Genomic DNA, 22,436 nt, shown 5'->3' with positions numbered 1-22,436 from the left:
CCGGTAGCGATTTCGGGCTTAGTCGTCGCCGAAGTCGGCGAGGTGGTTCACGCTTCCCGCGCCCTGCCCGACGTCTGCGGGTGCGGCGAGCGCCGACTGCGTGAACTCGATGCCGCGCTCGACGGCGGTTTCGAGGTCGTCGCCGCGGGCGAGACCGGCCGCGATTGCGCTCGACAGCGTGCATCCGGAGCCGTGCGTCCGGTCGGTATCGACTCGCGGGTTGGTGAAGGTCGTCGTCTCCTCGCGGGTGACGAGCGTGTCGACGACCGTTCCGTCGCCGGTTTCGACGTGGCCACCCTTCAGGAGGACCGCGTCGGCACCGCGCTCGAAGAACCAGTCGGCGACCTCGCGGATTGCTTCGGGACTGTCCGGCACGTGGCCGGTGAGTTCTGCGGCCTCGTCTGCGTTCGGCGTCACGAGCGTCGCCTGCGCGAAGATGTCGTCGTAGGCGTCGATGGCGTCGTCGTCGAGCAATCGGTCACCCGAGGTCGCGACCATCACGGGGTCCACGACGGTGGGAGCGTCGTATTCGGAGAGGCACTCCGCGACCGTCTCGACTGCCTCGGCCGTGGCGAGCATCCCGAGTTTTATCGCGCCGATGTCGAAGTCGTCGGCGACGGCGTCGAACTGAGTTCGCACGGTTTCCGTCGGGAGGACGTGGGTGTCGGCGACGCCGCGGGTGTTCTGCGAGGTCACACCGACGATGACTGAGCCACCGTAGACGCCGAGACGCGTCATGGTCTTCAGGTCGGCCTGAATTCCCGCACCACCGCCGGAGTCGGTGGAGGCGATAGTGAGCGCGTACGGCGGGGTTTCAGGCGTGGGCGAGAGCGTGCCGTCGCTCATGGGTGCACCTCGATTTCGATTCGCTCGGCGCGGTCCGCGAGGTCGGGAAGGGGGTCGTCGGACCGCTCTTCGGCCGTTCCGTTTGCGAGGCCGGCAACCGCATCGAGGAACGCGACGCGGTAACTCGCCGGGCCGTGATACTCGCCGAAGACGCCGTTTGCGGCCAGTTCGCCAGCCAGCCCGTAGGCCATCGTCCCCGCCAACGCGGCTTCGAGCGGGTCGTCGATGGCGGCGGCGAACGTCGCCAGCGTCACGCCGAGCATACACCCGGTTCCGACGACGGTGCCCATCATCTCGTGGCCCGCGTGGACCTCGTAGGCGACTTCGTCGGTCGCGACGATGTCCGTCTCGCCGGATGCGACGACGACAGACCCCGTTTCGCGGGCGCACGCGACCGCCGTCGCCGCGATTTCGGCGTACTCGCCGACCGATTCGACACCGCGAACTTCCGCGTCGGCACCGGCGAGCGCGGAGATTTCACCGTAGTTGCCGTTGAGTACGTCCACGTCGAGTTCCGTGACGAGTCTGTCGGCGACGCGAGAGCGAGTCGGAGTCGCACCGACGCCGACGGGGTCGACGACGAGCGGCACGTCGTTCTCGCTCGCGGCGCGGCCCGCGGTCAGCATCGTCTCTTCGCCCGTCTCGCTGACTGTCCCCATGTTCAGGAGACAGCCGCTCGCGATGGAGACCATGTCGCCGACCTCGCGCTCGTCGTCGGACATGACCGGCAGGCCGCCCCAGTGGAGCGTGATGTTCGCCACGTCGTTGACGGTCACGTCGTTAGTGACCGAGTTGACGAGGGGTTCGGCCGACGTGACGGCCGAGAGCGCGCGCTGGAGGTCGAAGTCGCAGTCGAGACCGCCCGACGAGTGCGTCATCGGCGGTCCCTCCCGTCTTCGACCGCGGTCGCGAGCTGGCGCGTCGCAGCTTCGGGGTCGTCAGCGCCGGTGATTTCGGTGATGACCGCGACGCCGTCGGCTCCGGCGGCGACCACGTCAGCCGCGTTCGAGGCAGTGATACCCCCGATGCCGACGATGGGAATCGAGACGGCGTCCGCGACGGCCGCGACGCGCTCGATGCCGATTTCGTACTCGTCGTCGTCGATGTCTTTCGAGTCGGTGGCGAAGACGGCACCGACGCCGAGGTAGTCGGCACCGGCGTCTTCGGCGGCCCGTGCAGCCTCGACCGTCGAAACCGACCGGCCGACGATGGCGTCTCGACCCAACTGGTCGCGGGCGGCCGCTATCGGGAGGTCGTCGTCGCCGAGGTGGACGCCGTCGGCACCGACTGCCGCGGCGATATCGACGCGGTCGTTGACGACGAACGGGACGCCTGCCTCGGCCGTCAGTTCGCGCACGTCGCTGGCGAGAACGTAGCGCTCGCGGGCAGTCGCGTGCTTCTCGCGAAGTTGCACGAAGTCCACGCCGCCGTCGACCGCGGCCTCGACGACCTCGGTCGTCGACCTGTCGCCCGACAGGTCCGACTGGGTGACGAGATACGTGTCCATGGAGATATTCATTGGTTGTATCTGTTGGTAGTCGACTGTGGCGGCAAAGTCGTTACCATTCGGCGAATTTCCGAAGCGGCCGGTTCTCGGCGACTGAGAGGGTGCTATCGGGATTATCTCGGTGGACAGCGAATCGACACGTGGTGAGTGGTGATGATGTCATTCCTCGTCGCATACGGAACCAAAGAGGGACAGACCGAGAAGATAGCCGAGCGAATCGTCGCAGTACTCGACGGCCGGGGCCACGAAGCAACTGCGGTCTCAGTCGCCGACGTTCCGGCGGACCTGTCGGTCGCCGACTTCGACGCGGTGCTCGTCGGGTCGTCCATCCACATGGGAAAGCACGGAACGAAGATACACCGCTTCGTCAGGGAACACCGCGAGGCACTCGAGACGCGGCCGAACGCGTTCTTCCAAGTGTCGCTGTCGTCGGCGTTCCCGAGCGAGGAGAGCGACGCGCACGTCGCCGAGTACATCGAGGAGTTCGTCGAGAACACTGGGTGGGAACCCGACCGAATCGGGGCCTTCGGGGGTGCGCTCCGCTACTCGAAATACGGGTTCTTCACGCGGATGATGATGATGAAGCGCATCACGCGGGAGACCATCGGCGAGACGGACACCTCCCGGGACTACGAGTACACCGACTGGGACGAAGTCGAGACGTTCGCCGCCGACTTCGCCGCCCTCGTCGAGGCGGGTGACGTGGCGGTCAACGACGACGTGGCGGCTGGTGGCGAGCCCGAAGAAACGTCCGTGTAAAGCATGAAGACCCGCACGCTCGGTATTTTGGTCGTCGCCGTGCTCGTCGTGGTCGCAGCAGTCGGTGGCGGACTCTGGGCGCTCGGCCGACTCTCGTTTCTCGACTCCTACGGGAGCGAGTACTACTACGAAGTCCGCGTCTCGGCGAACGAGCCGATTTCGAACGTGACCATCTTCGCCCCGTTGCCGGTCGTCGACGGCGACTCGCCCGTCGCGGGCGTCATCGAGACGCGGGAGTACCTGCTCCCCGAGACGTGGTCGTACGACGTGGTCGAAACGGAGTACGGTCCGATGCTCAGACTCCAAGCCGACGAACTCCCGGCCGACCCGACGTATCACCGCCCGGTCATCGAAAACGACCGACTCGTCCGGTGGGAGCGAGTCTCGGCCGACGAGTACGACCGAAACGACACCGACGTCGTCAGAATCGACCACGATGCAATCGAGTTGACCGCCGACCGGACGGTGAACCGCTCCATCGAAACGCGGGCCCCCGAAGGGACGGAACCGCTGTTCGAACCGCGGTCGAACGTGACCGCAGTTCCCTGTGAGTGGCCCCACGAGGACGACGACGTGCGGTGTTACAGCTACGACACGCGGATATTCGTCTCGTACGACGGCCCGGAGACGACCGAACTGTCCGTGACCGTCGAACTCCGCGGCACCAACTCGTGGTGGGTCGGCGGATGGAACTACAACGAGTACACCGACCGCGTGTACGTCTACGACCTGCCGGCCGACCAGCGCGGATGGGTCGTCGTCGAGGGGGCCGCCGAGACTGGTGTCGGGAACTATCCCCGAAATCCGCCACAGTGAGTCCTCTCGACCACCGTATTACCTCAACCACTGCATCACGTTCCAGCAACCGTGACAGTCGCCGAGTCCGGCAAATGTGACGGCCTGCACACACACTTTTCACTTTTACATGATTATACATGATAATGGCTGACGACGACCAGACGCGGGCGACTCGACCACCCGCGACGACAGACGGCCGCGACCTGAGTGACTTGCAGGCGTTTCAGGAGTCGCAGGCCTACGACGTAGCGGACGTGGCCGAGTACGCCGCGCTGGCAGCAGCCCTGCGTGAGGTCGTCGCTGGTGAGGTCCGATTCGACGAGTACACGCAGGTGTTGTACGCGACCGACGGGTCGATTTACGGGGCGCGACCGGCGGGCGTCGTCATCCCGAAGACTGTCGCGGACGTTCGTGCAGCGGTCGAAACGGCCGCCGAGCACGACGTGCCGATTCTTCCGCGCGGTGCCGGGTCGTCGCTCGCCGGGCAGTCTGTCGGTCCCGGGTGTGTCGTCCTCGACTTCTCGAAGTATATGGACGACATCGTCGTGGTCGACCCCGAGAACCGCCGGGCGACGGTCCAACCCGGCGTGGTGCAAGACGACCTCGACGACCACCTCGCGCAGTTCGGCCTCCAGTTCGCGCCCGACCCGGCGTCGTCGAATCGGGCGACACTCGGCGGCGGCATCGGCAACAACTCGACCGGCGCGCACTCGGTTCGGTACGGCATCACCGACGCCTACACCGAGGAGTTGCGCGTCGTCCTCGCCGACGGGTCGGAGATTCACACCCGCGACGTCGTCCTCGACAGCGACGAATGGGACGACATCGTCTCGAAAGACGACCGCGAGGCCGAGATTTACCGGACTGTCCGGGCGCTGGTCGAAGACAACGAAGCCGAAATCGAGCGCCGGTATCCCGAACTCAAACGCTGCGTGTCGGGCTACAACCTCCACAAAGTCGTCTTCGAGAACGACGACGGCGAGCGCGTCATCAACCTCTCGAAGCTGTTCGTCGGTGCCGAGGGGACACTCGGCGTCGTCGTCGAAGCGACCGTCTCGCTTGTGACCGTCCCCGAAGACACCGCGCTCGTCCTCTACGCCTACGACGACCTCGTCGATGCGATGGCCGCGGTTCCCGACGCCCTCGACTTCGACGCCAGCGCGGTCGAACTCATGGACGACGAGGTGTTTCGGATGGCCCGCGAATCCAGCGAGTACGCGCAGTACGTCGAGCAGATTCCGGACGGGACCGCCGCGACGCTGATGCTGGAGTTCGACTCCGAGTTGCACGACGACTTCGAGGCGACGATTCGGCGGGCGAACGAGCACTTCCTCGAATCGGGGGACGCCCACGCCGACGGGGACGGCGGCGGCACCGCCTTCGATGCCATCGAAGCCTACTCCGACGAGGCGCAGGGCGACATCTGGAAGCTCCGAAAGGCGGCGATTCCGCTTCTCATGTCGCTTCCGGGCGACCCGAAGCCCTACCCGTTCATCGAGGACGCGAGCGTGCCGCCCGAGGAACTCGCCGAGTACGTCCAGTCGTTCGAGGCGGTGCTGGCCGACCACGACACGTCGGCCGCCTACTTCGCCCACGCTGGGGTCGGCACGCTCCACATTCGACCCATCCTGAACCTGAAAGACGCCGACGGCATCGAGACGATGCACTCGATTACCGACGACGTGACCGACCTCGTATTGGAACACCACGGCGCGTTCTCGGGCGAGCACGGCGACGGACTCGCGCGAACCGAGTGGAACCCGAAGATGTACGGCCCGGACCTCTGGGAGGCGTTCAAGGACCTCAAGTCCGTGTTCGACCCCGAGTGGCGAATGAATCCGGGAAAGGTCGTCTACCGCGACGACGACCCGACCGATATGCGCGAGCACCTTCGGTACGGCCCGGAGTACTCGTCGCTCGAACCCACCACGGCACTCGACTTCGACGACGAAGGCGGATTTTCGCACCTCGTCGAACTGTGCAACGGGTGTGGGACCTGCCGACAGACTGGGTCCGAGACGATGTGTCCAACCTACCGCGCTTCGCGGGACGAGATGGAGACGACCCGCGGCCGGGCGAACATGCTTCGTGCGGCCATCAGCGGCGACCTGCCAGAGTCGGAGCTGTACGCCGAGCGATTCCAAAAAGAGGTTCTCGACCTCTGTATCGGGTGTAAGGGCTGCAAAAACGACTGTCCGACCGGCGTGGACCTCGCCAAGTTGAAAGCCGAGGTCAAACACCAGTACCACGCCGAAGAGGGGTCGTCGGTCAGAGAGCGACTCTTCGCGCAAATCGACGCCGCGGCGAAGTTGGGGAGCAAACTCGCACCGGTCTCGAACTGGCTCACAGCGATTCCCGGAGCGCGGACCGTGATGGACCGCTATTTCGGCATCGCTGCCGACAGGAGTCTTCCGACGTTCACCCGGAACACGCTCGAACGCTGGATGAACGGCCGACGGTCCGCAGTCTCTCCGTCCGAGGCGACTCACCGGGTGCTCCTGTTCCCAGATACGTACACGAACTACGTGTCTCCCGAAGTCGGGAAGGCCGCAGTTCGAACCCTCGAAGCGGCGGGCGTCCACGTCACACTCGCCGAAAACGTCGCTCCGAGCGGTCGAGCAGCCTTCTCCGGCGGCTTCCTCGACGTGGCTCGCCAGCGGGCACATCACAACGTCCGGCGATTGCGGCCATTCGTCGAAGACGGCTGGTCGGTCGTGTTCACCGAGCCGTCCGACGCGGTGATGTTCCAAGACGAGTACGCCGACCTGCTCGACGGACAGGCCGCACTGGACGTCGGCGCGGCCGCCTACGGCATCATGGAGTTCGTCGACGTGTTCCGACTCGACGAACAACTCGACGTTCGAGGACGAGAGGGAAGTTCGGCCGCGGCCCCGCAAGCCGCGGCAGACGGCGGCCGCAACTCACCCGAGTCACTGACATACCACGGCCACTGCAACCAGAAGGCGCTCAACAAGGACCACCACGCAGTCGGCGTGCTCCGGCGCGTCGGCTACGACGTGGACCCACTCGATTCGGGGTGCTGCGGGATGGCCGGGAGCTTCGGCTACGAGTCCGAACACTACGACCTCTCGAAAGCCATCGGCCGAATTCTGTTCGAGCAGGTGGACGAGAGCAGCGGAGACACCGTGGTCGCGCCGGGGGCGTCGTGTCGGACGCAACTCACAGACCGAAACGAGGCCGCACACCGGCCACCGCACCCGATTGAGAAGGTCGCCGAGTTGCTTCGGGAGTGAGCTACGACCGGGCTGGGCGGTACAGTCAGGGGCGTTCAGCGACTCGACACCGAAGCCGGGTGCCGGTTCCGCAAACACACCTTTTACACTACGGTGGGGCATCACAGCACACACCATGTCAGATGCACCCGATGTCGGCGAACTCACTCCGCCGAATCGAACGCTGATGGGGCCGGGTCCGAGCGACGTTCACCCGCGAGTCCTCCGCGCGATGTCAACACCGCTCGTCGGGCACCTCGACCCCTCGTTCATCGAGATTATGGACGACGTGCAGGAGCTCATGCGCTACACGTTCCGGACCGACAACCAGTGGACGATACCCGTCTCGGGAACCGGGTCGGCGTCGATGGAGGCGGCCATCGGCAACCTCGTCGAACCGGGTGACACCGTCCTCGTGCCGACGAACGGCTATTTCGGCGGTCGCATGGAGTCGATGGCCGAACGCGCCGGTGGGAGCGTCGTCCACGTCGACGCCCCGTGGGGCAAGCCGCTCGACCCCGCCGACGTACAGGACGCGTTCGACGAACACCAACCGGACGTGTTCGGCTTCGTCCACGCCGAGACTTCGACCGGCGTGAAGCAACCGAACGTCCCCGAACTGACGAGCATCGCCCACGACCACGACGCCTACGTCGTCGCCGACTGCGTGACCTCTCTGGGCGGCGTCGAACTCGAAGTCGACGACTGGGGCATCGACGTGGCCTACTCCGGGCCGCAGAAGTGCCTCTCCTGTCCGCCGGGTGCGAGTCCGCTGACGCTCAACGACCGCGCGATGGACAAGGTGCTCTCACGTGAGGAAGCACCCCGGTCGTGGTATCTCGACCTCTCGCTTCTCGAAGGCTACTGGGGCGATGACCGCTCGTACCACCACACCGCACCTATCACCAACGTCTACGCGATTCGGGAGGCGCTCCGCCTCGTCGCCGAGGAAGGCATCGAAGATAGGTGGGAGCGCCACCGCCGCGTCGCTGGCGCGCTCAAAGCCGGTGTCGAAGCGATGGGTCTCGGCCTCAACCCCGAAGACGACTACTGGCTGCCGAGCCTCAACGCGGTGCTCGTCCCCGACGGCGTCGATGCTGGCGCGGCAATCGACTACGTCCTCGACCACTACGACCTCGAAATCGCGGGCGGCCTCGGCGCGCTCGCGGGCGACATCTTCCGTATCGGGTGTATGGGCTACTCTGCACAGTCCGAGAACGTCGCGTTCCTCATGACTGCACTGGGCGAGGCGCTGGAGGCGCAGGATGCAGACGTTGACGTGGACGCCGGATTCGCGGCGATGCGCGAGCGACTGCACTAGGTGGGTATCCACCCAATCCTGCTCTTCGACCGCGAAAGTGGCGTCAGCTCGGCGATAATCGGCGTTGATTCGCGGTGACAGTCAGGCGAACCAGAGTAAATCGGCCGGGGCAGTTTCACCCCTTCATGGTGGTTGACCCCGCAGTTGTCATCGCCGAACATGAACCGACACGCTATCATCGGCGTCGTGCTCGCAGTCCTCCTCTCGACTGCGGGTGTCGCCGCCGCAACCCCCGGAAACGCCCCCGTAGAACCGAACGCCGACGAGTCCGGTGTCGCTGGCGCACAGGGACCGCCGAGTGAGTTGCCGGGACCGGTTCCGGACTTCGTCTCTGACATCCACAGCGCGATTACCGACTTCCTCAACGGCATGCTTGACGGTGCGCTCGGCCCCGTAGTCAGTGACGCGACCGAAGACACCGTCTCAGAGACCGGCGATGCGTGATACGCATCGGCCCAAGCATACATCCCGAACTAGCCCGAGCAAACTACCTAGCCCGAAATGAAGCAATCTACACTGGTTGTCCTCGCACTCGTCGCACTCGTCGGCGGCGGTGTTGCGACCGCGTTTGTGACCGGTGTCGGCCCGTTCGCCAGCGACGACGACGAGCTAGACGGTGAGTTCCCGACACAGACGGCGACACCAAGCTCCGGAGACGACTCGTCCGGCAGTGGCGACGGCGGTGACAGTAGCGGCGGCGACTCCGACGGCTCCTCGTCTGACGAGACCTCGACGCCGCCGTTTACGTTCGTCATCGAAAACATCGAGGAGTGTGGCCAGACGTGCCGCGACGTGACGAGCACCGTGACGAACCAACAAGACGACTCCGCGACCGGCGTCACGGTCTACAGTCGCATCTACGTCGGCAACAGCACCGCCGAGGACGACGTCGTCTGGCAAGGAAAAGAGGCGATTGGCGGCCTCGAAAGCGGCGAGTCCTACACCGCGACGCGTCGCGTCGAACTTTCGTTCACGGAGGCGTTCGCGTTCCAGCAAGCCGACGGGTGGATAACCATCCAGACGACGATTCAAAGCGACGAGCAGACGCTGACCTACACTGAGCGTCGGGACGTCGTCTGAACCGCCCCGCGGGTGTCGGGCGCACATCGCTCCGTCAACCCCCATCGGTTCCGCAACGACTTTTCGCGCCGCCTGCCAACGCCGGGTATGAACATCGAGGTTCGCGAACTGGCCGGTCTCGGCCCCGACGCTCGCCGCGCCTTCTTCGAGCGAGACGCCGGTGTCGCCGAAGTCCGGGCGGACGTCCGCGACATCGTCGAGCGCGTCAGAACCGAAGGCGACGTCGCACTCCGCGACTTTTCCCGCGAGTTCGACGACGTCGAAGTGGGAAACATCGACGTGACGGACGCCGCAGAACGCGCCTACGACGAAATCGACGACGACGTGCGCGAGGCTATCGAGACGGCCGCGGCGAACATCCGCGAGTTCCACGAGCGACAGGTCCCCGAGGACTGGCGCGAGGACTTCAGTGGTGACGACTCTGGGACACGCGAATTGGGTCGGCGCTACCGCCCGCTCGAACGCGTCGGCGTCTACGCCCCCGGCGGGACCGCCGCGTACCCGTCGAGCGTCCTGATGGGGGTCATCCCGGCGAAAGTCGCTGGCGTCGAACACGTGGCTGTCGCAACCCCCCCGGCCGAGACGATGAACCCGGTCACGCTGGCCGCGATGCACGTCGCGGATGTCGATGCCGTCTACTCGGTCGGTGGGGCGCAGGGCATCGCCGCGCTCGCATACGGGACCGAGACGGTGAACGCGGTCCAGAAAGTTGTCGGGCCGGGTAACAAGTGGGTCACCGCCGCCAAGGCCGAAGTCCGGGGCGACGTGGACATCGACTTCCTCGCCGGCCCATCCGAGATTCTCGTCGTCGCCGACGAGACCGCAGACCCGCGGTTCGTCGCGTCCGACCTCGTCGCGCAGGCCGAACACGACCCCAACGCCTCGGTCGTCGCCGTCACCGACGACGAGGAGGTTGCAGACGCCATCGTCGCGGAAGTCGAGACCCAAGCCGCCGAGAGAGACCGGACCGAGACCATCGAGGCCGCCTTGGAGAACGACGCCTCTGGCGTCCTCCTCGCGCGGTCGATGTCGGAAGCAGTGCTCTTCGCCGAGGAGTACGCCGCCGAGCACCTGTCGATTCAGGCCGACGACGACGAAGCCCTCTTGGACCGCATCGACTCGGCGGGAAGCGTCTTCCTCGGGCCGTACACCCCCGTCGCGGCGGGTGACTACGCTTCCGGGACGAACCACGTCCTCCCGACCGGTGCGGGCGCAAAGCGACAGGGCGGTCTCTCCGTAGACCACTTCGTTCGCTCGACGACCGTCCAGCGACTCGACGAGGCCGCGTTAGCAGACCTCTCGGAGACGATTACGACGCTCGCAGAGGCAGAGGGCCTCGACGCGCACGCAGAGAGCGTCCGCGAGCGTCTCGGCGAGTAACTGTAACTGCCGACCGCTTTCGGCGAGTCGGAACCGTTCGGTTTATTTCCTGACACTTAGTTACGACCTTTCAAACGAGGTTAGATGGCCTATAACCCCCGAAATTCGGATATTAGTGAAATACTGTCGCCCCGTCTTTTTATCTTGTCAGACGACGACTAGAGACTGATGACCAGAAGTGAGGTGACGGCCGTCGTGATTGCGACGTCCCTCATCGGGGTGGTGCTCTCTCTCGTCGCGGGCATCGTCGGCAGCACAGTCGACGTCGCGACGAGCGTGTGGGTCGTCGCGGGTCTCCTCGGGGGTGCGCCGGGTGCACTCGGGTCGGCAGTCGGCGCCGTGTTCATCGACATCTCTCGCGGGACGCTCGGGTGGGAGACGCCGATTCGGGCCCTTTCGGCGTGCGTGACTGCGATTGTTCCCTTCGCACTCCGTCGCCTCGCGGTCGGCGACGACGTTCGACTCTCCTCACTTCGTGACTTCGTTGCCCTCGAATTTGCCGTCGTAGTCGGCGTTCTCGGCGGCGTCGCGACCCTCGCGTGGGGTGGCGAACTGCTCGGGACCGTCCCGTTTCTCGTCGCGCCGCGGCTGTTCTTCCCGCAGGTCGTCGGCCCGCTCGTGGCCGTCGCATTCGTGTTCGGCATCGGAACGCGCCGCGGCATCGACCTCGACGTCGCAAAACGCGCATCGCCGATACTCCCGCTTCGAGGGACCTACGGCGGCACTGTGCTCACCGTCACCGTCCTCGCCTGGTTCGGTCTCGGCGTCGTCGGCAGCATCGGCTATCGGACGTTCGAAATCGTCGCGACCAGCAGTCCGAAACAGTTCACCGACCGCGGCCTCGGCTTCCTGCTGCAACTCGACACGCCGCTTTTCGGACCCGGCGCGCGACATCTTCAAATCGCCCTCGGCGTCGCCGCGCTCTCGGTTCTCGCCGCGATTCTGGTCGCCGAGCGCCACCGCCCGGACTCGCGCCAGGAGGCTATCGTCCTCACCCGGCGCGACGCGCTCATCACCTTCGCGGCCGCCGGTGCCGTCGCCGTCGGCGTCGTGGGCGCGCAACGACCACTGCAACCCAACGACTCGGAGACGCTCGCAGACCGTGACGTGCAGACGATGTTGGCCGTCGCCGAAGTCGTTCTGCCGTCGGTCGTCACGGTCGAAACTGGGTTCGTCACGACCTATTTCAGCCGAACGGGCGAGGACCGAGCGCGAGAACTCAAGCGGGCGCTCGCCGAACTCGACCGCGAGTCGCGACGCGAGTTCGGTCGGCACTTCGCCGACCTCTCGGTGGAGACCCGAGACGAGTACCTGAAAGACCTCGCTGTCGACCGTGTCCCGTCGGACCCGACCGGTGACACCGCCGCGCGACTTCGCTACTACATCGTCGACGCGCTTCTCTACGCGCTGTACAGTTCGCCGAAAGGCTCGACGCTTCTCGGCATCGAGAACCCTTCCGGATACCCCGGCGGATACGACGACTACCAACGGAGCCCCGAGTAATGCCCATCCCCAACCGCACAACAGACACGACCGCAGACCGGACGCCCAGCCCCCGCGCCGACGTGTGTATCGTCGGCGCTGGTGTCGCTGGCGGCCTCGTCGCCGCCCAACTCGCAACCGCGGGCTTCGACGTCGTCGTCCTCGACGCAGGCCCCCGATTCGACCGCAGCGACGACCTCGCCCGCATGGAGACGGGACTTCGACCGGTTCACTCGCTCGGCGACGTCTGGGAGATGGGCGGCCCTCGCGACCGGTACACGACTGCTGGTGAAGTGGCCTACCCGCTCAACGACCTGCGAGTCAAGGGCGTCGGCGGGACGACGCTCGCGTGGGGTGGATACACGCCTCGACTCCACGAGAAAGACTTCGAGATGCAGTCTCGGTACGGTCTCGCGAGCGATTGGCCCATCTCCTACGACGACCTCGAACCGTACTACGCCCGCGCCGAGGCGGAACTCGGTGTCGCCGGAGACGACGACAACCCGTTCGTCGAGCGTAGTTCACCCTTCCAGATGCCAGCGTTCCCGCCGAGCTACACGGACACGCTGTTCAGGGACGCCTGCGAGGAGCTGGGAATCGCGTTCCACTCGTTGCCGAAGGCAATCTGCTCTGAGCCGTACGACGGCAGAAGCCCGTGTGTCGGCTACAGTACGTGTACGCCGGTCTGTCCCTCAGGGGCGAAGTACACTGGCTTCGTCCACATCCGCAAGGCCGAGAAAGCGGGAGCACGGGTCATCGACAGGGCGACCGTTCGACGCCTCGAACACGGCGCTGACGGGAAGACGCTCGAAGCGGCGGTGTACGCGACGCCCGATGGGTCGCAGTATCGCCAAGAAGCGCGCTCGTTCGTCCTCGCCGCGGGGGGTGTCGAGACCGCTCGCCTCCTGTTGCTCTCGGCGTCCGACGCCCATCCAGACGGACTCGCAAACTCGTCCGGTGCGGTCGGTCGGAACTTCATGGACCACCTCTACGTGAACTCGTTTGCGACGCTCACCGAACCGCTTCAACAGGAGCCAATCGGCTACGTCACGAGTCAGTCACAGGAGTTCTACGACCACGACGACCCGACGCCGGGGAGCGTCATGCTCACCTTCGGAAACATCCAGTCGGTGAAGCCTATCGAAGTCGCGCTCCGCGGCGGCGACGCCGTGCTTCGTGAGGATCTCGACGACACTATCATGGGCAATCGGTGGGGCGACGAACTGCTCGACTCACTCCAGTCACGCATCAGCAGTACGCCGGGTGAACTCGCTATTTACGGTGCCGTCGAGATGCTGCCGGACCCCGACAATCGCATCACGCTCGACAGAAGCACGACCGACGCCTTCGGCGACCCCGTGCCGAACGTTCGTCTCTCGCCGGACGCCCACGCCCGGACCACCGGCGAGTTCGCCACGGAAAAGCAACGGGAGATACTGCGGGCGCTACCGGTTCCGACCGCAGACATCTCGTCGAGTAACACGTTCGGCCTCGGCGCGCACCACATGGGAACCGCACGGATGGGCGACGACCCCGAGACGAGCGTCGTCGATGCGGAGTTGCGAACTCACGACGTGGACAATCTGTTCGTGGCGTCGAGCGCGGCCTTTACCACCGGCGGGGCCGCCAATCCGACGCTCACCATCGCCGCACTGTCGCTGAAAGCGGCCGACGCGCTCGAACGCGAGTTGCGACAGGAGTGAAGCGAGACACCAGAAGGCGAGTCGTGTTGGACCGGCGCCACAGTTAACCGTTCCCACAGTATAACGGGATGTATGAGCACGGAATCCACGACCGGAACAGAGGACAAGGCTGTCGTGGTCACGCCCGACGCGGCGGAGGAGGCGATTTCCCTCCTCGAAGGTGAGTCGATGGACACAGACGTCGCTGGGCTTCGCTTGTTCGTCCAACAGGGCGGCTGTGCCGGACTCTCGTACGGGATGCGGTTCGACAACGAACCCGAGGACGACGACACCGTGGTGGAACGACACGGCCTGCGCGTCTTCGTCGACCCCGCGAGTCTCAACTACGTCAGCGGTGCGACGCTGGACTACGAAGGCGGCCTGCAGGGTGCGGGCTTCCACGTCGAGAACCCCAACGCGACGAGCAGTTGCGGGTGCGGTGAATCCTTCCGAACGTAGGCCCCGACTCCTTAAGCCACCCGAGGACAAACCGGGGTTCATGGCCGAACTCGAAGCGCATACGGTATCCAGTGGGAAGACTGTCTTCGTCGCCCGCGACGAGGTCGAACGCGGGGCGAAAGGGCCGTTTTTCATCGTCTACTCGACGGAAGAAGCCGAACGTCGCTGGGGATACCGATGCGGGAACTGCGAGTCGTTCGACACGGCGATGGACACCATGGGCCGCGTCGAGTGTAACGTCTGCAGTAACGTCCGAAAGCCCGAAGAGTGGGACGCTGCCCACGAATGAGTGACTGACGACCGCGACTCGAACCCGACAAACTGGCTTTTTGTCTTTCTCTGGTTACGCTCATCTCTCTCGTCACACTGGTCACCCTCAACGACGGTGAGCGAGAGTTGTGAGGTTTCGAATAGGACAAAAGTGGCGAGGGGAACAGCCACCTCTCAACTTTTGGTATGGTATACCGTGACAATCTTTATGTCACGTGGCGTGGTACGATGACGTGCATGGCCCAGGCTTCGATGCCTCCTGTTCAGGAGGCTCGGTCGATATTCGGCAAGCTGGGGTACACCATCAAAGGCGATGGCCCCGATATGCTTGCCGAACGCAAGTGGCGTACGGTCCAGGTGACCGCAATGGGTTCGCGTGAAGCGTCTCAGTGCCGACCGGCACTTCCGGACGGAGGCGAGGAGACAGAGTATCGCCTTCGCTGTTTCGTGACGTGGAGCGACCACGCTGAGACGTTGCGAAAACGTCTCCGTGGCGTGGACCTCCCGTACGAGTGGGCCATTATCGGGGTATCGAACATGGGGGGAGACGACTACCAAGTCGTCCACGGTGTGAACGCATAGCGCCGTTTCCGCCGAAACGTTTTCTCAGCCCAATACATAGTGTCGATATGTCGCAACCCGCGCAGACCGGGCTCCGTCGATTCGTTCGTAGTCGACGCCTCAACGCAGTACTGGCGTGGCTGTTCGCAGGCTTCCTCGTCGCAGTCGCTATCGGCAGTGTCGTGACCGGCGGCAGCCTCGTCTGGGGCGGATTCGCTGCGGCCGTCGCCGTGCTCGTGGTCGTTCCGGCCGTCTCCTTCCGGGAACCGAGCGCGATGCTCCCGTGGGAGGTGGTCGCGCTCGCGTCGCTCCCGCTCGTGTCTCGCGTCCTCGTCAGCGGGCAGACTATCGGCGGCTTCGCCTTCACCGGCCGACTCTCGACGTATCTCGCGGTCGCAGCAGTCGCGCTCATCGTCGCCGTCGAGTTGGACGTGTTCACGCCGGTTCGGATGAACCGCACGTTCGCCGTCTTCTTCGTCGTCATCGCGACGATGGCCGCCGCGGGCGTCTGGGCTGTCGTCCAGTGGCTCTCGGACCTCTATCTCGGCACGCAACTGCTATTGAACGGTCGCCCAGACCCGGTCATCGAGGAGGCGATGATGTGGGACTTCGTCGCCGCGACCGTCGCCGGACTCTTCGCAGGGTTGCTCTTCGAGTACTACTTCCGCCGCCGGTCGGGGTCGAAAGAGCGACTTCCGACCGACCTCGCCGACGTGGGCGAGTCGAGCGACGCTGCTGCCGGGAGCAACGCCCCTGACGCGAGCGGTCGTGTCGGCCGCGACGGGGGTGAGACGCGATGAAAATCCGCGAACACCTCCACATCAGCCCACGTCGTCAGCAACAACTCTCGCGAGCGATGCAGGTCACCCTCATCGGTCTCGTCTTCATCGGTCTCGACAGAGGTGACATCGGCATCGTCGTCAACGCCTCGGTCGGTCTCGGCGTGACGTACCTCCCCGCGATTCTCGAACGCGACTACCGGATTCCGATGGACGCCGGACTGACCCTCTGGATTTCCTCGGCGGCGTTTCTCCACGCCCTCGGGACCGTCGGACTCCCCGGGTCAGAGACGAACTTCTACGCCGGTATCTGGTGGTGGGACCACCTCACGCACGCCTTGTCGTCGTCGGTCGTCGCGGCCGCGGGCTACGCGACCGTTCGCGCGCTCGACGAACACACCGACGCCATCTACCTCCCGCCGCGGTTCATGTTCGTCTTCATCCTGCTTTTCGTCCTCGCGTTCGGCGTCTTCTGGGAGGTCATCGAGTTCGCCGTCTCCGGGGTCGCCGCGCTCGCGGGCACCGGGTCGGTGCTGACCCAGTACGGACTCGACGACACGCTCTTGGACCTCGTCTTCGACGCCATCGGCGGCCTCATCGTCGCGCTCTGGGGCACGGCGCATCTCTCGGATGTCGTTGGGGCGATTCAGACGCGGTTCGAACAGACCCCGCGATGAACAGTAGTCGGGAATGATTATTTGTGATAGTAAAACGAAGAGTCACGAGAGATGGTGTTCAAGAAAATCACCCTCATCGGTCGGAGTAACGAGAGTTTCGACGCTGCCGTGGACGATGCCATCGACCGCGCAGAAGAGACGCTCGCGGGCGTCCACTGGGTCGAGGTAGACGAGCTCGGCGTCGAAATCGCGTCTGTCGACACGCGAGAGTACCAAGCAGAAGTCACCGTCGCCTTCGAACTGCAACAAGGCGAGCAGTAGCACCGCCGCACTGACGCGTCGAACTGTCCGACGACCATCGGGACGACCCGGTCCCGAACTTGGAGCGCTCCCGGTCGGCCTCGCCGACCACGTCGTCCCGACGGCTTCTTGTTCACCCGAAACGTCACTGACGAGAAGCGAATGCCACGGCTCCTCCACTACTCCGACCTCGAAAACGTCTACGACGACCCCGAGCGCGCCGGCCGCCTCGCCGGGTGCGTCACGGCGCTCAACGGCGACGACACGCTCGTCGTCGGCACGGGCGACAACAGCGCGCCGGGCGTCCTCTCGCTGGTCGAACGCGGCGGGCAAGTCCTCGACTTCTACCGCGCCGTCGACGCCGACTTGGAGACGTTCGGCAACCACGATTTCGACTACGGCCCGGTTCGACTCCGGGAACTCGTCTCCGAGAGCCGCCCGACGTGGGTCTCGTGTAACACCCGCGACGAGGACGGCGAACGGTTCGCCGCCGACGAAGGAACCGTCCCGTGGACGACCCGGGACGTCGACGGCGTCACACTGGGCTTCTTCGGCGTCACCGACCCTGCGACCGGCTCTATCAATCCCGAAGCAGTCGACGTGACGTTCGACGACCCCTACGTCGAAGCGACAGCGGCCGCGACAGCCCTTCGAGACGACGGAGCCGACTACGTCGTCGCCCTCTCACATCTCGGCAGCGGCGACGACGAACTCGCCCGCCGCTGCGACGTTGACCTCATCCTCGGCGGTCACGTCCACGCCGAACGCGACGACGTGGTCGAGGGCGTGCCCATCGTCCGCCCCGGCGCGAACGGCCACGTCGTCTGGGAGGTTCGCATCGACGACGACCGCGTGGAGACGGTTCGGCACAAGACCGGCGAGTACCGACCCGACGAAGCGTTCGTCAGGGCGCTCAACGGTCGCGTCGATGCCGCGGGACTCGACGAGGTGCTGTGTCGAATCGACCGCCCGATGGACCGCTCAGAGGAGACGGTCGCCGCGGGCGAGTGCCGCGTCGGCAACGCCATCGCCGACGCCTACCGGTGGGCGACTGGTGCCGACGTGGGACTGCAAAACAGCGGCGGCGTCCGGTCCGGCCCGCCAATCGGTCCCGACGTGACCCACGCCGACCTCGTGAGTCTGGTCCCGTTCGAAGAACAGCTCGTGGTCGCCGAAGTGACGGGGACGGAACTCCTCGCGGTGTTCAACGCCGCCCGTGGCGCGACGATGGGGTTCGGCGAACCCGACTGGTGGCACGCCCAGATTAGCGGTGCGCGAACCGTCTGGGACGACGAGCAAAACGAGGTCATCGAGGCGACGGTCGATGGCGAGGCAATCGACCCCGACGCGTACTACACGCTCGCAACGAGCGACTACATCCTCCACACGACACAGGAGTTTCCGGCGGTCACGCAGTCCCACCGCGTTGGCGAGTACGGTATCCAACACGAGGTGCTGGCCGAGTACGCCCGCGAGGTCGGCTTCGACGCGGCGGTCGAAGGACGCATCGAACGCCGGTCCGCACGCCCGGCAGAGGACTGACCCGTGGTGACAGCCCGCGCCCTCGTCGGCGAGTCCGTCCGCGAGGGAAAGGTTCAGGCACGCCCGGCAAGTGGGTTCCGAGTATGACACGCGTCGTGGTCCCGGTTCGGTACCCGCTTTCGAAACACTCGCGGGCGACGCTCGAAGAGGCCGTCCGAATCGCCCGCGAGCGCGACGCCGAGTTGACAGTCCTCCACGTCGACCTCTACCAGTCGAACCGCGGGGTGACGCGAACCGAACTCAAACGGGCGGTCGAACGCGAGTTCGGCCCCCTCGTTCGCGCCCGCTACGTCGTCCGTCGCGGCTTCCTCGTCGAGGAGACGATTCTCGAAGAGGTGGCCGCCGAGGAAGCCGACATCGTCGTCATCGGGTCGAAACAGGCGAGTCGCTGGCGGCGGATGCTCCGGCGCTTCCTCGACGACCCTGACATCGACATGTACCTCCGAGAGAAACTGGATTGTACGGTGATTACGGTCCGCGCAGACAGCTAACCACCGACCGAACTGTCACGCTTCGGCGGCGCTGTCGTCGTCGCCCTTCTCGTCGCTACCACCTTTCTCGTCGTCGTCGCCCTTCTCGTCGCTACCGTTTTCCACGTCGAGTCGCGCGTCAGCCACCGACTCAGCATCCGGCGGCGGTGACGCAACCACGTGCCGAGCGTCCGATTCGGCGGCGTTTCCGGCGACCTGTGTCGCGCCGTTTGCGCTGTCGCCAGTGACGCGGACCGCACCGCTCGTCTCGTCGAAGACGAGGTGAGTGTGCGGGTACGCGAACTCGATGTTGGCGTCGGACTCTTCGAGGAGGTCCCAGAGGCGCGTCTGGACCTCCGACTGAATTCGGAGCAGTTTGTACGGTTTGAGCGACCAGTACCGGAGGCGAAAGAGGACGCCGTTGTCGGCGTACGACTGGATGTACGCGGTCGGTTTCGCCGGGTAGCGGGCGCTCCCGATGCGGATGTCCGGCCCGCCTTCGATGACTTGGTCACAGTCGCGGGCGGCGCGTTCGATGAGGTTGCGGGCGGCGTCGAGGTCCGACTCGTAGGTGACGAGGATGTCGAGCGACAGGCGCGTGCGCTCGTCCTCGGCAGAGTAGTTGATGACGTCGCGCTCGCGGATGGTCGAGTTCGGCATCACGAGGAAGGTGTTGTCGAGGGTGAACACCTTCGTGTAGCGGAGGTTTATCTCGTCGACGAAGCCGCGCGTGCCGTCGTCGAGTTCTATCATGTCGCCGATTTCGTAGGGCTGGTCGGCGAGGATGAACACCCCGTTGATGATGCTCCCGACGATGGGCGCGAGCACAATACCGAGGACGGCCGAGAACACCGTCACCGAGAGGACGATGTCGCCGAGCCGAAGGCCGATTAGACTCGCGGCGGCCGCGGCCCCGGTCAAGACAATCGACAGGCGGACGATGCGGAGGATGGTCTGTGCGACGCTCTGGCGGTGGAACTGGCGAGCGACAGGGCGACCAATCAGGCGAACGACGTACTTCGAGACGACGATGCTGAGCGCGACGACGAGGACCGCGGTGACGATGTTCCATCCCGGGAAAATCAGCGATTCGGGGATGAAATCCGGCGGAGTTACGCCACCCGTCTGGAGCGCGACGAGGGCGGGATTCGCGGCTGTCACCGCGACCCACCCGCTAATCGACCCACATCGCCGGCGTTCCGCTCGACTCCGCGCATAGCAATCGCAACGGGGAGCGACGAAAAAAGGGTTGTCACTGTCGTGGATGCGTGTGAGAGTTGGGAGAACAGTGCCGCGAAAGCGAACCTGACCTGCCCGATGAGAGGATGTATATGTGAGGAATCGGTACCTCGTTATACACCCAGTTACGGAACGGGGTGCTACTCGAACTTTAGTAAATGGTTTACGTGATGCCGTAGAGGAAACGACCATGGCTGACGAACTGCGCCTCACGATGGAGCGCGTTGGCGAGCGGTTCAATCTCGGCGAATACGAAATCGACGCGTATCTCGCTGTTCTCGAACACGGACAACTGACGGCGAGCGAAATCGCCGACCGAACGAGCATCCCGCAACCGCGGGTGTACGACACGGTCCGAAGCCTCTCGGACCGCGGTCTGGTCGAACTCAGAGAGTCGCGGCCGATGAAAATCGTCGCCGTCGACCCCGACGACGCCTTCTCGAACGTCAAGACCTCGCTCGAAGAACTCATCGAGGAACTCGAAGCGCGGTACACCGCACCCGCCCGCGACACCGAGGCCGTCTCGCTCGTGAAGTCGCGGTCGACCATCCTACGCTACGTCGAAGAGATTATCGAGGCCGCAGAGTACGAACTCGTCCTCTCGCTGACGCCCGACCTGCTGCGTCGCTTCCGCGACGACCTCGCCGCCGCCATCGACAGCGGCGTGAGCATCGACCTGCTCATCACGCCTGCCTCTCGCGCTCCCGACCCGAGCGAGTTCAACTACCTCGACGTGGCGACCATCGCCCGCGCGCGCCGCGGTATCACCACGCCGGTCCTCGCAGTCGCCGACGGCGAGTACTCCATCTACGCCACGCAGGACGCCTTGCGCGACGACCGCGACCGCTACGGCGTCATTTTCAACCGCTCCGCGCTCGGCTTCCTCGTGAGCGGGTTCTTCGGGACCGTCCTCTGGAGCACCGCCGAGACCATCGTCGCCGACGGCAAGAAGCGACCCTTCCCGCGCCGTTACGCCTCTATCCGCCGCGCAGTCAAGGATATCCGCGAAATCGAAGGCGACTTCTACGCTTCCGTCTCCGGCCGCGACATCGAGACGGGCGACGCCATCGTCGTCGAGGGGCGCGTCATCGAGACGGCCTTCGAAGACACCGAGGAAGTCGCGTCGCTCCACATCGAGACCGACGAAGGAATCGTCGAAGTCGGCGGTCTCGTCGCCGCGCTCGAAGACGTCGAAGGACAAGAGATTCTGCTCGGCCGCGACGAAGTGCCGGACCGCGACCAGTTCGCCTGAACTGACACCGCAGCGGTTTCCGCGTTTTCACTCCTCGTCGAACTCGTAGACGACCGACCCACAGTCCTCGCAGGCGAGGACGTCCTGTTCCGGCGAGTCGTAGATGCTCGCCGTGCCACCGCAGCAGTCGCGCGTCGTCGTCTCTTCGAGCGCGCCGCCGCAGGACGGACAGACCTCCGCGAACATGCGAAGCGGCTCTGTCGCCGCGAGAGCGACCATCGGGTCGACACCGCGTTCGATAACCGTGTAGAGGGTCGCAACGTCGGCGATAGCCTGCGTGCGCGAGAGCCAGACTGACAGGTCGGGGCCGTGAAGTCCGATGCCGTCGTACTCGGGTGACGCCTCGGCTTCGAACGGGACGGCGGTCTCGACCGCGTCGGCCAGTTCGTCGTCACTTCCTTTTCGGAGCGTCGCCATCGTGTCTTCCCACGCTGCTCGGGCGTCGTCGGCGAGGAACAGGCCGTCCGGTTCTTCGACCAGCACGCCAGCGTCGAGGAGCGTCGAGAGCATGACCTCGGGGTCGACGTTGGCGTCGAGCGATTCGGACTTCCGCGGTTCGTCTTCGTCGTGGCCGAAGACGCCAGCGAGACCGACGGCCGCGACGAGTCGCGGTGCGAACGACGGCGTGCCGGGGACGATGTAGCCTCGGAAGTAGACGGCGAGCGCGCCGAGTGCGAGGGCGACGACCCCGGCCGGAATCCAGAGGAATCCGAGCGCGAGTGCCGCGGCCGCGACGACGACGGCGTTGACGACGGTACAGGGGAGACAGCGGTTCTCACCGGTGTATTCTGGTCGTTTGAGTGCGTCGAGGAGTGTCATGATACGAGGCGGAAGGAGTGTGCGCGTCTTGCTATCGGAG

23 protein-coding genes are annotated in these 22,436 nt (G+C 65.2%); 18 read left to right on the top strand and 5 right to left on the bottom strand.

Going from position 1 to position 22,436, the window contains the following annotated elements; translation table 11 throughout:
- Positions 1 to 18: 18 nt before the first annotated feature.
- The 3 genes from thiD to thiE are packed head-to-tail and all read right to left on the bottom strand — an operon-like array spanning position 19 to position 2,365.
- The gene (thiD, locus tag KU306_RS15325; protein ID WP_258302424.1) at positions 19 to 846 is read right to left on the bottom strand and encodes a bifunctional hydroxymethylpyrimidine kinase/phosphomethylpyrimidine kinase; all 828 of its coding nucleotides are present in this window, start codon (positions 844 to 846) and stop codon (positions 19 to 21) included.
- Positions 843 to 1,724 carry a hydroxyethylthiazole kinase gene (thiM, locus tag KU306_RS15320; protein ID WP_258302423.1) on the bottom strand — a complete coding sequence of 294 codons (882 nt, stop codon included), beginning with the start codon at positions 1,722 to 1,724 and terminating at the stop codon, positions 843 to 845. The genes thiD and thiM overlap by 4 nt, the downstream gene beginning before the upstream one ends.
- On the bottom strand, positions 1,721 to 2,365 hold the full coding sequence (thiE, locus tag KU306_RS15315) for a thiamine phosphate synthase (RefSeq protein WP_258302422.1): 645 nt from the start codon (positions 2,363 to 2,365) through the stop codon (positions 1,721 to 1,723). The genes thiM and thiE overlap by 4 nt, the downstream gene beginning before the upstream one ends.
- Positions 2,366 to 2,506: 141 nt before the next feature.
- Here thiE and KU306_RS15310 point away from each other — a divergent pair, with 141 nt between their 5' ends.
- From KU306_RS15310 to KU306_RS15230, 17 genes are all read left to right on the top strand, one after another.
- On the top strand, positions 2,507 to 3,112 hold the full coding sequence (locus KU306_RS15310) for a flavodoxin domain-containing protein (RefSeq protein ID WP_258302421.1): 606 nt from the start codon (positions 2,507 to 2,509) through the stop codon (positions 3,110 to 3,112).
- A gap of 3 nt (positions 3,113 to 3,115) precedes the next feature.
- On the top strand, positions 3,116 to 3,928 hold the full coding sequence (locus KU306_RS15305) for a hypothetical protein (protein WP_258302420.1): 813 nt from the start codon (positions 3,116 to 3,118) through the stop codon (positions 3,926 to 3,928).
- A 125-nt stretch (positions 3,929 to 4,053) separates the two neighbouring features.
- On the top strand, positions 4,054 to 7,164 hold the full coding sequence (locus KU306_RS15300; protein ID WP_258302419.1) for an FAD-binding and (Fe-S)-binding domain-containing protein: 3,111 nt from the start codon (positions 4,054 to 4,056) through the stop codon (positions 7,162 to 7,164).
- A gap of 166 nt (positions 7,165 to 7,330) precedes the next feature.
- On the top strand, positions 7,331 to 8,464 hold the full coding sequence (locus tag KU306_RS15295) for a pyridoxal-phosphate-dependent aminotransferase family protein (RefSeq protein ID WP_258303408.1): 1,134 nt from the start codon (positions 7,331 to 7,333) through the stop codon (positions 8,462 to 8,464).
- 159 nt (positions 8,465 to 8,623) lie between these two features.
- The gene (locus tag KU306_RS15290; RefSeq protein WP_007543345.1) at positions 8,624 to 8,908 is read left to right on the top strand and encodes a hypothetical protein; all 285 of its coding nucleotides are present in this window, start codon (positions 8,624 to 8,626) and stop codon (positions 8,906 to 8,908) included.
- A 57-nt stretch (positions 8,909 to 8,965) separates the two neighbouring features.
- The gene (locus KU306_RS15285) at positions 8,966 to 9,544 is read left to right on the top strand and encodes a hypothetical protein (RefSeq protein ID WP_258302418.1); all 579 of its coding nucleotides are present in this window, start codon (positions 8,966 to 8,968) and stop codon (positions 9,542 to 9,544) included.
- A gap of 93 nt (positions 9,545 to 9,637) precedes the next feature.
- Positions 9,638 to 10,924, top strand: coding sequence for a histidinol dehydrogenase (gene hisD, locus KU306_RS15280; RefSeq protein WP_193788127.1), 1,287 nt, complete (start codon positions 9,638 to 9,640; stop codon positions 10,922 to 10,924).
- A gap of 168 nt (positions 10,925 to 11,092) precedes the next feature.
- Positions 11,093 to 12,427, top strand: coding sequence for a gluconate 2-dehydrogenase subunit 3 family protein (locus KU306_RS15275; RefSeq protein ID WP_007543349.1), 1,335 nt, complete (start codon positions 11,093 to 11,095; stop codon positions 12,425 to 12,427).
- Entirely contained in the window at positions 12,427 to 14,109 is a 1,683-nt protein-coding gene (locus tag KU306_RS15270) for a GMC family oxidoreductase (protein WP_258302417.1), read from the top strand. The genes KU306_RS15275 and KU306_RS15270 overlap by 1 nt, the downstream gene beginning before the upstream one ends.
- 72 nt (positions 14,110 to 14,181) lie before the next feature.
- Positions 14,182 to 14,547 (top strand): HesB/IscA family protein, encoded by a 366-nt coding sequence (locus tag KU306_RS15265; RefSeq protein ID WP_007543352.1) that lies wholly within the window; start codon positions 14,182 to 14,184, stop codon positions 14,545 to 14,547.
- Positions 14,548 to 14,587: 40 nt separating this feature from the next.
- Positions 14,588 to 14,836, top strand: coding sequence for a DUF5816 domain-containing protein (locus KU306_RS15260; protein WP_007543354.1), 249 nt, complete (start codon positions 14,588 to 14,590; stop codon positions 14,834 to 14,836).
- Positions 14,837 to 15,054: 218 nt separating this feature from the next.
- The gene (locus tag KU306_RS15255; RefSeq protein ID WP_074795129.1) at positions 15,055 to 15,399 is read left to right on the top strand and encodes a DUF7116 family protein; all 345 of its coding nucleotides are present in this window, start codon (positions 15,055 to 15,057) and stop codon (positions 15,397 to 15,399) included.
- Between the two features lie 47 nt (positions 15,400 to 15,446).
- Positions 15,447 to 16,178 (top strand): hypothetical protein, encoded by a 732-nt coding sequence (locus KU306_RS15250; protein WP_258302416.1) that lies wholly within the window; start codon positions 15,447 to 15,449, stop codon positions 16,176 to 16,178.
- The gene (locus KU306_RS15245; RefSeq protein ID WP_258302415.1) at positions 16,175 to 16,834 is read left to right on the top strand and encodes a DUF2238 domain-containing protein; all 660 of its coding nucleotides are present in this window, start codon (positions 16,175 to 16,177) and stop codon (positions 16,832 to 16,834) included. The genes KU306_RS15250 and KU306_RS15245 overlap by 4 nt, the downstream gene beginning before the upstream one ends.
- A gap of 51 nt (positions 16,835 to 16,885) precedes the next feature.
- On the top strand, positions 16,886 to 17,095 hold the full coding sequence (locus KU306_RS15240) for a dodecin (protein ID WP_258302414.1): 210 nt from the start codon (positions 16,886 to 16,888) through the stop codon (positions 17,093 to 17,095).
- Between the two features lie 141 nt (positions 17,096 to 17,236).
- The gene (locus tag KU306_RS15235) at positions 17,237 to 18,616 is read left to right on the top strand and encodes a bifunctional metallophosphatase/5'-nucleotidase (protein WP_258302413.1); all 1,380 of its coding nucleotides are present in this window, start codon (positions 17,237 to 17,239) and stop codon (positions 18,614 to 18,616) included.
- An 83-nt stretch (positions 18,617 to 18,699) separates the two neighbouring features.
- Positions 18,700 to 19,107 carry a universal stress protein gene (locus KU306_RS15230; protein ID WP_007543367.1) on the top strand — a complete coding sequence of 136 codons (408 nt, stop codon included), beginning with the start codon at positions 18,700 to 18,702 and terminating at the stop codon, positions 19,105 to 19,107.
- Between the two features lie 15 nt (positions 19,108 to 19,122).
- On the opposite strand, the gene KU306_RS15225 is transcribed toward KU306_RS15230, so the two are convergent.
- Positions 19,123 to 20,247, bottom strand: a complete 1,125-nt coding sequence (locus tag KU306_RS15225) for a mechanosensitive ion channel family protein (RefSeq protein WP_258302412.1) — start codon at positions 20,245 to 20,247, stop codon at positions 19,123 to 19,125.
- Positions 20,248 to 20,515: 268 nt separating this feature from the next.
- Here KU306_RS15225 and trmB point away from each other — a divergent pair, with 268 nt between their 5' ends.
- Positions 20,516 to 21,577: an HTH-type sugar sensing transcriptional regulator TrmB gene (gene trmB, locus KU306_RS15220; protein WP_007543371.1), complete on the top strand. Its 1,062-nt coding sequence runs from the start codon at positions 20,516 to 20,518 to the stop codon at positions 21,575 to 21,577.
- A 27-nt stretch (positions 21,578 to 21,604) separates the two neighbouring features.
- Here the strand turns inward: trmB and KU306_RS15215 are convergent, their stop codons facing one another.
- On the bottom strand, positions 21,605 to 22,396 hold the full coding sequence (locus tag KU306_RS15215; RefSeq protein WP_258302411.1) for a DUF8054 domain-containing protein: 792 nt from the start codon (positions 22,394 to 22,396) through the stop codon (positions 21,605 to 21,607).
- Positions 22,397 to 22,436: the final 40 nt, after the last annotated feature.

This window comes from Haloferax larsenii, assembly GCF_024730625.1.
GTDB lineage: Archaea > Halobacteriota > Halobacteria > Halobacteriales > Haloferacaceae > Haloferax > Haloferax larsenii.
This window is presented reverse-complemented; position numbering and strand designations above follow the sequence as displayed.

Bases quoted from the DNA above. Each gene is read 5' to 3' on its own strand.
- thiD (WP_258302424.1), bottom strand. From the start codon at position 846: ATGAGCGACGGCACGCTCTCGCCCACGCCTGAAACCCCGCCGTACGCG.
- thiM (WP_258302423.1), bottom strand. From the start codon at position 1,724: ATGACGCACTCGTCGGGCGGTCTCGACTGCGACTTCGACCTCCAGCGC.
- thiE (WP_258302422.1), bottom strand. From the start codon at position 2,365: ATGAATATCTCCATGGACACGTATCTCGTCACCCAGTCGGACCTGTCG.
- KU306_RS15310 (WP_258302421.1), top strand. From the start codon at position 2,507: ATGATGTCATTCCTCGTCGCATACGGAACCAAAGAGGGACAGACCGAG.
- KU306_RS15305 (WP_258302420.1), top strand. From the start codon at position 3,116: ATGAAGACCCGCACGCTCGGTATTTTGGTCGTCGCCGTGCTCGTCGTG.
- KU306_RS15300 (WP_258302419.1), top strand. From the start codon at position 4,054: ATGGCTGACGACGACCAGACGCGGGCGACTCGACCACCCGCGACGACA.
- KU306_RS15295 (WP_258303408.1), top strand. From the start codon at position 7,331: ATGGGGCCGGGTCCGAGCGACGTTCACCCGCGAGTCCTCCGCGCGATG.
- KU306_RS15290 (WP_007543345.1), top strand. From the start codon at position 8,624: ATGAACCGACACGCTATCATCGGCGTCGTGCTCGCAGTCCTCCTCTCG.
- KU306_RS15285 (WP_258302418.1), top strand. From the start codon at position 8,966: ATGAAGCAATCTACACTGGTTGTCCTCGCACTCGTCGCACTCGTCGGC.
- KU306_RS15275 (WP_007543349.1), top strand. From the start codon at position 11,093: ATGACCAGAAGTGAGGTGACGGCCGTCGTGATTGCGACGTCCCTCATC.
- KU306_RS15270 (WP_258302417.1), top strand. From the start codon at position 12,427: ATGCCCATCCCCAACCGCACAACAGACACGACCGCAGACCGGACGCCC.
- KU306_RS15265 (WP_007543352.1), top strand. From the start codon at position 14,182: ATGAGCACGGAATCCACGACCGGAACAGAGGACAAGGCTGTCGTGGTC.
- KU306_RS15260 (WP_007543354.1), top strand. From the start codon at position 14,588: ATGGCCGAACTCGAAGCGCATACGGTATCCAGTGGGAAGACTGTCTTC.
- KU306_RS15255 (WP_074795129.1), top strand. From the start codon at position 15,055: ATGGCCCAGGCTTCGATGCCTCCTGTTCAGGAGGCTCGGTCGATATTC.
- KU306_RS15250 (WP_258302416.1), top strand. From the start codon at position 15,447: ATGTCGCAACCCGCGCAGACCGGGCTCCGTCGATTCGTTCGTAGTCGA.
- KU306_RS15245 (WP_258302415.1), top strand. From the start codon at position 16,175: ATGAAAATCCGCGAACACCTCCACATCAGCCCACGTCGTCAGCAACAA.
- KU306_RS15240 (WP_258302414.1), top strand. From the start codon at position 16,886: ATGGTGTTCAAGAAAATCACCCTCATCGGTCGGAGTAACGAGAGTTTC.
- KU306_RS15235 (WP_258302413.1), top strand. From the start codon at position 17,237: ATGCCACGGCTCCTCCACTACTCCGACCTCGAAAACGTCTACGACGAC.
- KU306_RS15230 (WP_007543367.1), top strand. From the start codon at position 18,700: ATGACACGCGTCGTGGTCCCGGTTCGGTACCCGCTTTCGAAACACTCG.
- trmB (WP_007543371.1), top strand. From the start codon at position 20,516: ATGGCTGACGAACTGCGCCTCACGATGGAGCGCGTTGGCGAGCGGTTC.
- KU306_RS15215 (WP_258302411.1), bottom strand. From the start codon at position 22,396: ATGACACTCCTCGACGCACTCAAACGACCAGAATACACCGGTGAGAAC.